General features: G+C 58.9%; 8 protein-coding genes. 2 read left to right on the plus strand and 6 right to left on the minus strand.

Features of this window, described 5'->3' with window-relative positions; translation table 11 throughout:
- Positions 1-168 precede the first annotated feature (168 nt).
- The gene (locus Q8X48_RS23615) at positions 169-441 is read left to right on the plus strand and encodes a hypothetical protein (RefSeq protein ID WP_407801385.1); all 273 of its coding nucleotides are present in this window, start codon (positions 169-171) and stop codon (positions 439-441) included.
- A gap of 184 nt (positions 442-625) precedes the next feature.
- On the opposite strand, the gene Q8X48_RS23620 is transcribed toward Q8X48_RS23615, so the two are convergent.
- The 6 genes from Q8X48_RS23620 to Q8X48_RS23645 form a co-directional block, all read right to left on the minus strand.
- Positions 626-2,290 carry a hypothetical protein gene (locus tag Q8X48_RS23620; RefSeq protein WP_407801386.1) on the minus strand — a complete coding sequence of 555 codons (1,665 nt, stop codon included), beginning with the start codon at positions 2,288-2,290 and terminating at the stop codon, positions 626-628.
- 36 nt (positions 2,291-2,326) lie between these two features.
- Positions 2,327-4,753 (minus strand): efflux RND transporter permease subunit, encoded by a 2,427-nt coding sequence (locus Q8X48_RS23625; RefSeq protein ID WP_407801423.1) that lies wholly within the window; start codon positions 4,751-4,753, stop codon positions 2,327-2,329.
- 50 nt (positions 4,754-4,803) lie between these two features.
- On the minus strand, positions 4,804-5,718 hold the full coding sequence (locus tag Q8X48_RS23630) for a WD40/YVTN/BNR-like repeat-containing protein (RefSeq protein WP_407801387.1): 915 nt from the start codon (positions 5,716-5,718) through the stop codon (positions 4,804-4,806).
- Between the two features lie 178 nt (positions 5,719-5,896).
- Positions 5,897-7,240 carry a DUF1329 domain-containing protein gene (locus tag Q8X48_RS23635; RefSeq protein WP_407801388.1) on the minus strand — a complete coding sequence of 448 codons (1,344 nt, stop codon included), beginning with the start codon at positions 7,238-7,240 and terminating at the stop codon, positions 5,897-5,899.
- A 15-nt stretch (positions 7,241-7,255) separates the two neighbouring features.
- A complete protein-coding gene (locus Q8X48_RS23640; protein ID WP_407801389.1) occupies positions 7,256-8,920 on the minus strand; it encodes a DUF1302 domain-containing protein in 1,665 nt (554 codons plus the stop codon).
- Between the two features lie 368 nt (positions 8,921-9,288).
- Positions 9,289-10,383 carry an acyl-CoA dehydrogenase family protein gene (locus tag Q8X48_RS23645; protein WP_407801390.1) on the minus strand — a complete coding sequence of 365 codons (1,095 nt, stop codon included), beginning with the start codon at positions 10,381-10,383 and terminating at the stop codon, positions 9,289-9,291.
- Between the two features lie 138 nt (positions 10,384-10,521).
- Between Q8X48_RS23645 and Q8X48_RS23650 the strand changes: the two genes are divergently transcribed.
- A complete protein-coding gene (locus tag Q8X48_RS23650; protein WP_407801391.1) occupies positions 10,522-13,224 on the plus strand; it encodes a LuxR C-terminal-related transcriptional regulator in 2,703 nt (900 codons plus the stop codon).
- The last annotated feature ends 74 nt before the right edge of the window (positions 13,225-13,298 follow it).

Here is a 13,298-nt window from a genome sequence, read left to right on the forward strand (position 1 = left end):
TTTAGTTGAGTTATATGCTGCCTGCAATGGCCGGTACCTGGAATTCCACGACGTCAGCCAAGAGCAGGACCAGCAGATCACCGCCCTCACCCAGGCCAGGGAATCCGGCAGGCAATCATCCGCACCCGCACCCGGTTCCTGCACGATACCGGTGAGCACCTGCTGACCTTGATCCGTTCGATTGAGAAGTCCGTACGCCCATTGGTTGTTCAATGGCCTGACAACGAAAACGTGATCCACGCCCAGACCCGGTTGCAGACGCTGCATGAACAATTTGAGGTATTGCTGGATCTGGTGCGCATCGAACGGGGAACCCTCGTGCTGATGCCCCGAGCCGCAGATCTGGGTCGACAGACCGATCTCGAAATCACCGACTTCAACAGCCGCCTTCCCGGGGCCGTGCTGTTGATCCCTGCCCCATCGCCCGCCAGATGCCCATGACGGTTCTGCCGAGGTCCGCTTCTACGATCGGGATCATTGAGGTGTTATTGAACGAGGCCGAATCGTTGAGGAGGATTTCCAAGGACGTCGCTGCGCGTCCTGTCTTCGCGATGTCGTGTTGAGTGCCACGGTGAAAATCATGTACCGGGCGAAGCTTCAGTTGCCAGGTACATGTACTTCCTTCCTATGCGATCGATTGCCCATTACCGCCGATGTTCACTCGCTTGATAGCGAATACACCGCCTATCAACAGATCGCCGTCTTCAAGTAACGCTGTAATGCCACCCCATGCGTTCCACTTGCGGCTGTCGTCGGGGAACGGCCAGCGCGCTTTGGTCTCGCCCGTGTCCCAATCGACGCCGAGGTATTCGTAGATACCATCCTTTTTGCTTGCCAGATAAATCATGCGATTGGCAGCCGCAACGACCGGCACCATCACATCGGTGTTGTCGACTTCCTGATTGATCCAGTTTTTCTCGAATGATCGCGTCTGAGTGTTCCAGGTAAATTTCTGTATGCCAAACGGCGCAGGGCGGGTGACACCGGCGCTGAAAGCGTTGCTCCAGATGTCGGGCACTGGTTGCGGATAAGCGCCGTTCTGCACCACGACCCCATAGCCGAGTACCGAAAAAGACGGTTCAATCGTGACCGTCGAAATGTCGGTCCTGATCTGGCCTGCGATCCTGCGTGATTGGGTACCTGGTTGCTGCTTGAAATCGGCCGGTATCTCATCACGCCAGAAAGCAACGACCTGTGCTCCCTGCGGATCGGCATCGGAAATCACCACGAGCTTGTCCGGGTCGTCGCCAAACCCCATCAGCGAAGGCGTAGTGCCCGAACCACCGGATACCGTCAGGGCGCCCGCGGCTTTCGCCCTTTCCGGGCTCATGGTGTTGTAGGGCGACTGCCAGCCGCCGTCCGTTTCGTCGAACGAAAGCTTGGTACCGGTCCATACCACCTTGAGCATTCGCCTGGATGTGACGACATAGATGCCCTTTTCATCCGCGCAAATACTGTTCTCAATGGCCTCGCCGGGAATCGGCAGCACGCCTTTGAACTCCAGCTCGCGGTCAAGCAGGAACAATGCACCGTGGGCGGCCACTATCACATCCCCCGCATAGCTCATGGTGATGCCGACGATGTAGGTCACGCTGGCTTTCAGTTCGGCAGGTACGTCTGCGGCCAGGTCCTTGGATTTCACTATTCGCAGCTTGCCCCGTGGCTGGTTGTCGTCAGTGGATTTGACGATCGTCAACCCGCCGGACGGCGCGTAGTGGAAACCATCCTTGTCGATCATGTTGTAAGCGCCCCCGGCTATTTGCCGCCGGTTGAAGCCACTGTCCGACATCGGTCCGGACAGGGCCATGATGGCGGTATCGTCCTTTTCCCGGTAGGCCGCATCGGCTTTCTCAAGGGCGGCTTCGATGGCGGCGGGCGTGGCTTTCGCCACATAGTCCCCATGCCCCGGATAAGCAATGAAATCGATCAGTTCAAAGGCGTCGCCGGTCGCCAAGATCTTGCGAATACCGTCGACGCCCGATGCGATGATGATCCGCTCGCCACCGACGTTCTTGACAGTCGGATGGGAGGTGAAGACATTGGGAATTGTCTTCACGTCAGCCGCGGTGAGCTGCCGCCCCTTGGTCGGGCCAGCGTGCGGCACTGCCTCGGTTGCCCCGGGGTTGCTGTGTGAAATGGGAAACGCGCTTTTTGCCAGGAACGGGTTGAGCCCAGGCATGCGTGGGATCGCGGACTGCGCGAACACCCTTGCACTGGGAAGCAAAGGTAGCGCGACTGCGGCCGCTAGAATGGAAAAGCTGCCCACCAAAAACTCACGCCGTGTATTCATCGAACTCTCCTCTTGTGTTCATTGTTTTCCAGAAGTTCAGACTAACGCGCTCTGTTCAACCTTCAGGCCAGTCGAGTGCTGCACCGGGCGAGCCTTGCGAAACCGGGCATCCGGCAACAGGAAATACGACATCGCCGGAATCAACACCAAGGCGCCCACCATGTTCAGCACAAACATGAAGGTCAGTAGAATGCCCATGTCAGCCTGGAATTTGATCGGCGACCAGGCCCAAGTCACGACCCCCGCGGCCAGGGTAAGACCCACCAATGCCACCACCCTGCCGGTGAAATCCACCGAATGCCGATAGGCCTCGCGCAAGGTCGCGCCCGCCCGCTGTTGCCCCAGTTGCACGCTGAGCAGGTACAACGCGTAGTCGACGCCAATGCCCACGCCCAAGGCGATGACCGGCAACGTGGCCACCTTCACGCCCATGCCGAGAATCACCATCAGCGCCTCGCACAGGATCGAGGTAATTACCAGCGGCACCACCGCCACGATCACCGCTCGCCAGCTTCGAAAGGCCACGTAGCAAAGCACGATGACCGCGCCATAGACGAAAAACAGCATGCTGCGATTGGCCTCGCGCACCACGATGTTGGTGGCCGCTTCAATGCCGGCGCTGCCGGCTGCCAACAGGAACTGACGGTCATTGCTGTTGTGTGCCGCGGCAAATTCCTCGCTGGCCTTGACCACACCATCCAGTGTCGCCGCCTTGTGGTCGGTCAGATAAGCCACCAGCGGGATCACCGAGCAGTCCTCGTTGAACAAATCAGGATTGTTCGCCGCTGCGGAGCGCGCGGCGTAGTTGAGCAGGTTCTGATCCGGCGCAATCGTCAGCCACTTGTTGTTGCCCTCGAACGATCCCGACGTGATACGCCGGGCAGCATCGGCGAAGGAACTGGTGGTTTGAACGCCGGGGGTGTTCTGCAACATCCAGCTCAGACGGTCGATTTCGACCATGGTCGGGTACTTGAGGCAACCATCCGGCCCGGCCTTGACGATGATCGCGAACAGATCGCTGGACAGCGTGTAGTGATCGGTGATGTAGCCGTTATCGAGGTTGTAGCGCGAATCCCGGCGCAGCTCCGGTGCGCCGGGGTCGAGGTCGCCGATCTTCAAATGATGGCTGATGACAAAGCCGACCGTGGCCAGGCCGAACCACAGCACGATGGTCACGATGGCCCAGCGGCGGGTGGTAAAACGCTCCAACAGCGCCCAGACCATCGATTCGCGACCCTCGCGCCGCAACGCGCGCCGCGCCGCAGCGGGCCGCACGCCGAAGTAGGACAGCATGACCGGCAACAGGATCAGGTTGGTGAACACCAACACCGCGACACCGATACTGGCGGTGATCGCCAGATCCTTGATCACCGGGATGTCGATGAAAATCAGCACGGCGAAACCGACGGCATCCGCCAGCAGCGCGGTCAAGCCGGCGAGAAAGAGTCGGCGGAAGGTATAGCGCGCTGCCACCAGTTTATGGGTACCACGGCCAATGTCCTGCATGATGCCGTTCATCTTCTGCGCACCATGAGATACGCCGATGGCGAAGATCAGAAACGGCACCAGAATCGAGTACGGATCGAGTTCGTAACCCAGGGCCTGCACCAGGCCCAATTGCCAGATCACGGCGATCAACGAACAGCTCAGCACCAGCACGGTGCTACGCACGCAACGCGTATAGCCGTAGATGATCAGGGCGGCAATCAGCGCCGCGGCGACAAAATAACTCATGACCTTGAGCACGCCATCGAGCAGCTCGCCCATGACTTTGGCGAAGCCGACAATGTGCAGGCGCACCGGCACCGTGCCGGCCTCAACGCCCTGCTCGTATTTGGCCCGCAAGTTTTCCAGGTCGCGGGAGAACTGCCGGTAGTCCAGCGTCTGGCCGGTGCCCGGATCCCTGTCCAGTAATGGCAGGAAAATCATGCTCGACTTGAAATCGCCCGCCACCAGATTGCCCTGCAGCTGCGCGCGAGCGATGTTCTGCCGCAGGCTGTCGATGCTGGCTGCCGAGCCATCGTAGTTGTCCGGCATCACCGGACCGCCCGAATAGCCTTCCTCGGTGACTTCGTTCCAGCGCACCCCCGGCATCCACAACGACTTGACCCAGGCGCGGTCGACGCCCGGGGTCAGGAACAGATCGTCATTGATCTTGCGCAGGGTCGCCAGATAGCGCGGATCAAAAATATCGCCCTGTGGATTTTCGACCACGATGCGGATGGCGTTGCCCAGCCCCCGCAGCTCGCTGCGGTGCTCCAGATAGTTTTGAACGTAGGAATGACTTTGCGGGATGGTTTTTTCGAAGCTGGCATTGAGCACCAGCCGCGTTGCCGAATACGCCAGCACAAGGCTGATCACGGCGCAAAATACAATCACTGCCCAACGGTAGTTGAAGATCAACCGTTCGAGCCGGTTACCGGAATGGGTGTTGAAATCGTCGAGGCGTTGCACGACAGGCATGTCATCAAGGGTGTTCTTGCCAGTAACCACAGCAGTCTCCGTTTTTCTTGTTATCGGGCTACGCGTACGCCACGCATGCCGACCAGGCTAAGCCCGGCCGAGCCCATATCGGCCACGCCAAAAAAGGGCGCGGACCGCTCGACTTTCAGTCGTTTGAAGGACTGCGCCTGGTCATCACTGACCAGCACATCACCTGCCAGGCTGACCAAGGCAATCGAACCGTCGGCGCGGACTGTGCCGCTGGCCAGGCTCGCCGCCAGGCCGGTATTAATCTTTTGCCAGGTCTGCCCCTTGTCGGTGCTGCGGTAGGCGTTGCCGCGCAGGCCGATCGCCAGGATCAGTTGCGGAGTACCAATCAGGTTGAAGTAACTGCCGTTGTAAGGCGTGGGTAGCACTTCAAAGCGTTGTTTTTTACGATTCAATCGCAGCAGCAACCCTTGCTCACCCGCCACGAACAACGTGTCGCCCGCTGGGCGAATCGCGTACAGATGCAACCCCTGCGGGTTGTCCATGTGCGCCGACCACGGGCTCCAGTTTTGCCCGCCGTCCTCGGTGTAGAAAACAAGGTTGAACGCACCAATGACGAAACCATGCAGTGCATCTTCAAACCAGACGTCCAGCAGAGGGAAATCCGTACTGCCCTCGGCTGGCACCTGACCTGCTTCACGGTTTGAGTGTTGGTTCAACAGTGCGCCAATGCGCAGGCTGTCGAGCTGACGTAGCCAGGTACGGCCACCGTCCGTGCTGTGCAGCACTAAACCCTGATGCCCCACCGCCCAGCCTTGCAGGGCGTTCACGAAATAAACAGAAGTCAGGTCCACACTGCTGGGAGATTCGGCTTGCGCCCAGGACGTACCTTGATCGTCGCTGTACAGAATCACCCCGCGCAACCCGACCGCCACCAGTCGATCACCGGCCCTGGCCACCGCATTGAGTGGCGCCGACGTGGCCAGAACGCTATGCATCGCGGGCGTATCCAACGGGTCCTGGAATACCGGTTCGGCAAGCGCAGGCAAACAACTGAGTGCAGCCAGAGCCATCACAGGCCGAAGCCATTGTTGGAACATGGCGAAAATCCTCGTTCGGAAAAATCGGCAGACCGCGCGCCACCGAGGGTCGCGCGCGGACCTGCAATCTGGCGACTCAGCGAATGCCGCTACCGGCCATGGAGTCTGGCGACCAATAGTTGTCAGGCTGGTGTTCGGACGCGATACGCAAGCCAGGCGTGCCCGGCCAGAGGTGGATGTAGTAGTTGCCGCCGATCAAGTCATAGTGCCCGGCAGTGAAGCTGGAAAACGTAGAGGCATCGTAGCTCTGGGTCGGGTAGTTGAAACCGACGCGCCACAGGCTGTCACGGGCATCGTATTGGTCCACTGCCAACGGAGCCCAACTGTCTTCGTCGAGGTAGAACTCACGCTTTTTATAGATGTGTCGTGCACCCGGCTTGAGGGTCGCCTCGACCACCCAGACCCGGTGCAACTCCCAGCGCACATAGTCAGGATTGATATGGTTGGGCGTGAATATCGCCTGCGGGTTGTCGGCATACACCAGGCGGTAATCGTTATAGGGCACGTACACTTCCTTCTTGCCCACCAGCTTGAAGTCGAAGCGGTCCTGCTTGCCGTTGAACAGGCCGACATCGTCCATGGTGGACATACCCGACGTGGAGGTGTTGGGCGTGTCGTAGGCAAGGTCCGGCGCCAATTTCACCCTGCGCTGCCCGGGCAGGTACTGAAAGGCGCGGCGCTCGGTCTTGGTGTACATAGCCGGTTCGAGCACCATGGCCACCTCCCCCGCACGGCGAGCAGGTCCGGTGTAATCCAGACGGGTACGCTGCAGGAAGCTGCTGTCGGCCTTGGCCGGGTTGTAGTACTCCGACTCCACCAGGAAGCGCCCTTGGGTGGACATGCTCATCTGGCCTGAGGAGTTGACGTTGAAGGCCTTGAAGTTGCGAAAGTCCATCGTGTCGCCGTTGTAACGCATGAGCAGGTTCCACATGGCTTCGTTGCCATTTTGCGGAATCGGGAACGGGATACTCGCATGGACCCCGGCCACCGACGTACCGTCAGCCTCCAATGTCGCCTTCCCGGCATTCTTGATCGTGTTATCCAGCACCCACTGAGGCGAGGTCGCGGTGCGGTGAGTGGGGTAGATATCGACTCGGAAGCTCGGATAGCGCTTGATCAGGGCCACCGTGCCCGCCGTTAGCTTGTCGGCGTACTGGCTGACGTTCTTCTGATCAATCGAAAACAGCGGCTTTTCGTTGGCGAAGGGGTCTGGACGCACAAAGCTGTTTTTATCGAAGCCGGCGGGTACTGTCGTCAGGCCGCCGGTGTATGCCGGGATGCTGCCATCCTGATTGCCGCTTTGTTGCGCGCCCATGGCGGTCAGGCTTTTGCCCAGTTGGCTGTAGTCGGGCGCCGCCATGGCGACACTGCCAAACAGCGACAGAAGGCTGGCAACGAGCACTGTATGTGATGTGTTCATGTCATTGTTCTCGCTTCAGATGGTGGTCTTGAAGGTGAAAGTGATGAGGCCACGGTCCTTGAGGATCGCCGAGGTGCCGTTGGCAACGGACACCACGTTGTTAACGTCTTTGTCGACGTCACCGAAGAAGTCGACGTATTTCAGGTCGAACCGGTATTGCGAGAGATAGTCCAAGCCCAGGCCCACCGAATAGCTGCCGGTGCCTTCGTTGCCGCCCAGGGTCACCACCGAGTTGCCGCGCAGTCCCTGGGAGTAGCTCAGCGGCAGCGAGAGGTCACCGCCGGGGAATACCTGGTACCAGGTCGGCGTGAAGTTCAGTCCCATCGCGATGGCGTTTTTGTCTGGCTTGTCGACGGAATGGTAGGTGTCGTTGCCTTTGAACAGATCCTTGTGTTCGGTGACGGCCGTCCAGGTGTTCCAGGTCAGTTCGCCGGCGTAGGAAGCGGAGTCGAATAATGGCGTGTTCGACAAGGTGCCGACGGCATTGACCAGGCCGTGCACGGTATTGCCGCGTGCGCCTGGCGTATCGTCAGGCAAGGCACCGCCCGGTAGCGCCGCTACGGCGCTCACCAATGGCATGTTCTTGCGATAGTTGAGATCGGCACCGATGCTCAGGCCACCCACCACGGTGGACAGGCTCAGGCCATACATATCGATATCGTCGCCATAGGCCAGGCCGAACCGGCGGGTGGAGGCCTGCTGATAAACCTGGGGCAATTTGTCGGTGAAGTTGCGGTAGTAGAAACCCAGGGTTCCATCCAGCCACGCTGGCCGCCAGCGCGCGGCCAGGCCGTAGTCGCCATGCTCTTCCTTGATGATGTCCGGTCCACGAAATAGCCGCACACCTGGCACGCCCGGGCGGGCGACAAGGCTTTCAGCGCCTTCGTTGACAATGTCCTGACCACCGAAATAGGTGCCGGCTTCCGGGATTTGCATGCGTTCCCAGTCGAAAAAGTACTGCGCGGCCAGCGAGAACTCCGGGGTCAACTGTGCCTGCATCGAAATCTGCGGTTGCGGGCGATACAACTCCTTGGCCTCGATACCCGGCGACGCCTGGGCCTTGCCCAGGTCCAGGGAGTTCTGGCTGTAGGAGACGCCATGGATCGCCCCGCCTGTCAGCAGTGCTTCACCCCAGGCCAGGGAATGTTGACCCAGCTTGCCGTTGAGCTGCACGTCGCTGACATCGAACTGGCCAAACACGAAGGCATCGAGGATTTCTCCCGACGGCCCGTGGTAATAACGATCCGCGTAACGACTCAGACCGAGGGCCGGTTGACCGTTGGATACGTGGTTGGAGGTGGCAACACTATCGTTGTCCAGGTTCTCGTAAGCCTGGTCATACCATGCAGCAGCGCTGACGCGCGCACCGTAGCGTTGATTGAAGACGATATCCGCCTCGCTCAACAGGTCCAGGCGATTGCTGACCAGACCTTTGTCAAAGTTGCGATCACCGTCATCGAAATTCGGGTTGCCGATAATGGTGTCATCCTGGGATTCCACCCGGTAACCGAGGTTGTATCGGATGGTGTTATCCCAACGCACTTGTATATCCGGGTTGCCGGTATCGATGGAAGTCGCACTGGCGTTCTGCAGCATGCCTGAGGAAATGGCGGTGACAGCGATACCGAGGACAGCCTTCTGGAACTGGCCTTCTCGTACCCAAAGGTGAGCAGACTTCATTACCCCTCCATGTTGTGCAGAGCACTTTCTTATTCGTTGTTTGGAATGGCCTTGCCAAGGGGACAATCCCCTTGAACCCAGCCTAAGGGCTTGGGGCGGCGCTGAAACCACCCACTAGCGGCAGGTGGGGCCCAGCCAGAAATGGGTGGTGTGCCAGCCAACCCATGCCGCCGTGCACAAACCGCACGCAGCACAAAACGGCCGGCCGCATGGAGACGGCCAGCCGAGGCTGAAAAAATGAAAATTCAGAAAAAACACTGACCCCTGTAGGAGCTGCCGAAGGCTGCGATCTTTTGATCTTGCTTGTAAAAAACAAGATCAAAAGATCGCAGCCTTCGGCAGCTCCTACAGGGGGGATCGGGCAGGTTTTAACGGACCCAATGACTTACGATCGAGCGAACATCCGCGCCCGCCCTGCCGGACGCCAGCGGGCGCAAATGCAAGGGGGTGGATGGGCGTCGCTCGCCTTCGCAACCCTGCACCCACGCGGCATGCCGCTCGACCCGCTCCACCGCCCCCTGTGCCAGAAACCTGGCCATGCTCGACTCCATTTCACAGTCTTGCCCGTCCTGGGCCAGGACCAGGCCGTGATGACACATCAAGCGGGCCGACTCCAACTGGGTGATCATTTCAGCCAGGTGCAGGCTGATCAATTGTTCACCAGCGGTGGGTTTGGGAGCCGTTATCGGGTTTGTCTGTTCGGCCAGTGCAGCGTCCAGAATGCCCTGCCCCTGCGCGACCCGGGCAATGCCCTCGTGAAGCCGAAGGAAGTCGAGCAGCCTGCGCGACAACTGCGAACCGGCCCCGGTCTCCCCAAGACGAAAATCCTCGGACAGGTGGGTACCAGTCACCTGAACGCGTGCGTTAACCACGTAGTTATCCCGGAACACAAGGCGGGTTTCATAGCGATCACGGCGTTTATCCAGCAATACAAAGCAGGATTCGTGCTTGTCCAGCGTGGCGGTACTGATCAGAAAGTCGGCCCATTGGCCATTGGTCACTGCCTCGATATTGCCGTTGAGGAGCAGATGCCCGCCTTTGCGTTGCGCATGCAGAGCCTTGCCCTGCACAGTATCGGCTAGCATCGAGCCGAGGCCGGCAATGCTGCGACCTGCAAGCAGATCTGGCAAATATTGACCGCACAGCGCTGGCTGACTCATCAACAGCTCTACCGCAACCATGTTCACCAGCACCACGGTAGCCAATTCGACACTGCCTTTGACCAGCTCCTCGAACAGCCTGGCCTGAATCACCCAGTCCATTCCCGAGCCGCCGAACGCCTTGGGCACGGCAATTCCGGGCAACCCGAACTCCGCGACCGCCTGGGTCAATTCCAGTACCTGCTCACGCGATGGCGTGCCAAAACGAAGCAGTGATTCGTTCGGCTTGACGTCCTGCTGAACAAAAGTGCGCATGCTGTCGATTGACAGTCGCTGAATGTCGGTGAGTTGTGGGATCTTCAACTTGGGTTCTTCAGCATCGATGAAAGCCCAAAATTAACCGATCGCGCATCCGAATGGACCCGCCCGTAATGGGGTGGGAAAGGTGGGTGTCAGTGCCCCATACTTGCCAATAACAAGAACAAAAGAATCCTCGAATAGATGAAGTCGACTTCTCTGCTGGTTACTACCAAGTTCGCCCCGCCAAGGCTCTCCGCCCAGAATGTCGTGCGTGAAGACCTGGGCACACAGCTTCACCAGACCCACAACAGCAAGGTTTCCATCATTTGCGGCGGTGCCGGATTTGGCAAAACCACCTTGCTGGCGCAGTGGCGCCTGGATTTGATCAAGGAAGGTGCCACCGTTTGCTGGTTGTCACTGACGCCCGATGACGGTGCCTTCACGCTGTTTTCCGCCAGCCTGATCGGCGCCTTTCAGCAGGTAGGGCTGCCGCTTGAGGATGATCTGTTGCTGTTGGGCGACAGCGGTGGCAGCGAAGGCATGCTGGCCATCGGCTCGGCACTGATCAACTCCCTGGCCAGGTTGAACACCGAGCTGTACCTGATCATCGACGACTTTCATCATGTCGTTGATCCGCGTATCAACCAGCTCATGCAAACCCTGATCGACAATGCGCCGCCCCACCTGCATTTCATCATTGCTTCGCGGATCGCCCCTGCTCTGCTGCTCGGCCGGCTGCGGGCCATGGGGCAATTGTGTGAAATCGGCGGCAACGAACTGTCATTCAACTTCAGGGAGTCATTGGCCTTTCTCAAGACACACCTGGATGCGGACATCGACCTCGACGCCGCTCACGCCATCCATGCCCAGACCGATGGCTGGCCGATCGGCCTGCAGCTGGTATCGATCTCGCTCAAGTCCACACCGCGCAAACGCACGGGATTGAGTGCGCTGGCACCCAATAGCGCAGACCTGAGCGCTTATCTGTCAGAGGACGTCATCGCCAACTTGCCCGAGGGCCTGATCGAGTTCCTGCAAAAGGTTTCCATCCTGCGGCGCTTCAATGCCGACCTGGCCGCCCATTTGACCGAGTGTCCTGAAGCGCCGCAGCTGATTTCGACCATCGAAGCGCTCAACCTGTTTTTGCTCCCCGTGGACATGGAGGATCGATACCAGTGGTATCGCCTGCACCCCATGTTCGCCGAGTTCCTTAACCAGCAGCTCCTGCAAAGCGCAACTGATGTGCGCAAGCTTCATCAGCGTGCAGCGCAATGGTTCGGTGATCAGGAGTTGGTCATGGAGGCCCTGCGTCATGCCCTGCTCAGCGAGGATTTCGACGCAGTTGTGCAACTGTTGGAGCATTCGCTGCATCCGTTGAGCAACATCAGCCACCTCGGCACCTTCCTGCGCTGGATCGAAAAGGTGCCGCAGGATTTGCTCATGCGCCATCCGCGCCTGGTGATTTTCGGTGTCTGGGGTTATGCATTGACTGCTCGCATTGATCAAGGCGTGCGCTGGCTCGAACTGCTCGAAGCATCGTGCGGGGACAGGTATGCCGCCCAGATTTGTCTGGTGAAGGGCATGATTGCGGGTCAGCAAGATGATTCCGAGCGCAGCCTGCAGGCCATTGCGCCGATCATGGATTCGCCCTTGCGCAATCCGCTGCTGGAACACTTTCGTCTGGGTCTGATCATCGGCAATCAGGCCATGGTCGGTAACTATGCCCTGGCCCGCGCCACCTACCGGTCAATCAATTTCACCGGCACTGAAGAACCGCTGTGGATCGCCCGCAGTTCCATGGCTGTCGCCACGTTGCTCGAAGGCAATGTACTGGAAACCGAACGCCATGCCGCCCCCCTCCTCGCCCAGGCTGAAGTCGCCTATGGCCGACGCTCGATCAGTGCCTGCACCTGTGCCGCGCTCATGGCAGAGGTGCGCTATGAGCAAGACCGTATCGACGACGCCCGTGAAACGTTGGCGAACCGTCTGGACGTCCTGAGCTTTTCGGTACCGGCTTGTACTTACAGCGCCGCATTGATCTATGCACGCTTGCAGTTGCTGCAGGAAACACCCCGCGCCGCACTCGAATATCTGGGCAAAAGAGCCGAGCACTTTCGTGCACGAAAACTCGATCGTGGTATTGCCTTGATGTTGGCAGAGCAGATCCGCATTGAGCTGATGAGCGAAGACTGGCAACGGGGTGACTGGCGGCATGGGCAAATGCTGCAAGCTGAGCTCGATGAGCTCGCGGGTCAGCACTCGGGAGAAAAGGCTAGAGATCGAGAAATTTGTGCCATTTCGGCACTGTCTCGCGCACGGATGGCGCGCGCCAGCCACCTGCCTGACCAAGCGCTTCAGGCACTCGATTTGGTATTCAACATTGGACAATTACTTGGACGGGGTCAGTTGCTGGTCAAGGCCAACCTGCTCAAGGCCTTGGTTCTGATTGACCTTGACGATGAGGCGCAAGCGCAGGCCTGCCTCAAGGAAGCTCTGGCGCTGGGATACCGTCTCGGTCTGGTGCGCACATTTCTGGATGAAGGTGAAGAGTTGTGCCAGGCGATGGCGAAGCTCGAAACGTTCGAAAGCAAGGCTATCGAAGCCTATCAAAAGCAGCTTTGTGCTCAGGTACTGGAAACGCAGCTTTCATCTGATGGTCGTGAGGGTCAGGGTTCGCCAGGTGCCATTTCTGCCGATGGCGTCGCGCTGACCAAACGGGAAGAAGATATCCTCGCCTTGCTTGAGCAATCGATGCCCAACAAACGCATCGCCCGAACGCTCAATATCAGTGATCAGACGGTCAAGTGGAACCTGCGCAATATCTTCATGAAGTTCGGCGTATCCAGCCGCTACGAAGCGATCATCATCGCCCGCAAGCGCTCCAACAAACCTGAAATGCCATAACTGAAGGAATCGGCCCTGTGGGAGCGAGCTGCTCGCGATGACGGAGTGTCAGTCAACAGGGATGTTGAATGTGA

It is taken from the genome of Pseudomonas sp. QLc11A (assembly GCF_052112305.1).
GTDB lineage: Bacteria > Pseudomonadota > Gammaproteobacteria > Pseudomonadales > Pseudomonadaceae > Aquipseudomonas > Aquipseudomonas laurylsulfatiphila.

Coding starts and splice junctions, on each gene's coding strand:
- Q8X48_RS23630 (WP_407801387.1), bottom strand. CDS start 5,718: ATGCATAGCGTTCTGGCCACGTCGGCGCCACTCAATGCGGTGGCCAGG.
- Q8X48_RS23635 (WP_407801388.1), bottom strand. CDS start 7,240: ATGAACACATCACATACAGTGCTCGTTGCCAGCCTTCTGTCGCTGTTT.
- Q8X48_RS23620 (WP_407801386.1), bottom strand. CDS start 2,290: ATGAATACACGGCGTGAGTTTTTGGTGGGCAGCTTTTCCATTCTAGCG.
- Q8X48_RS23640 (WP_407801389.1), bottom strand. CDS start 8,920: ATGAAGTCTGCTCACCTTTGGGTACGAGAAGGCCAGTTCCAGAAGGCT.
- Q8X48_RS23625 (WP_407801423.1), bottom strand. CDS start 4,753: ATGCCTGTCGTGCAACGCCTCGACGATTTCAACACCCATTCCGGTAAC.
- Q8X48_RS23650 (WP_407801391.1), top strand. CDS start 10,522: ATGAAGTCGACTTCTCTGCTGGTTACTACCAAGTTCGCCCCGCCAAGG.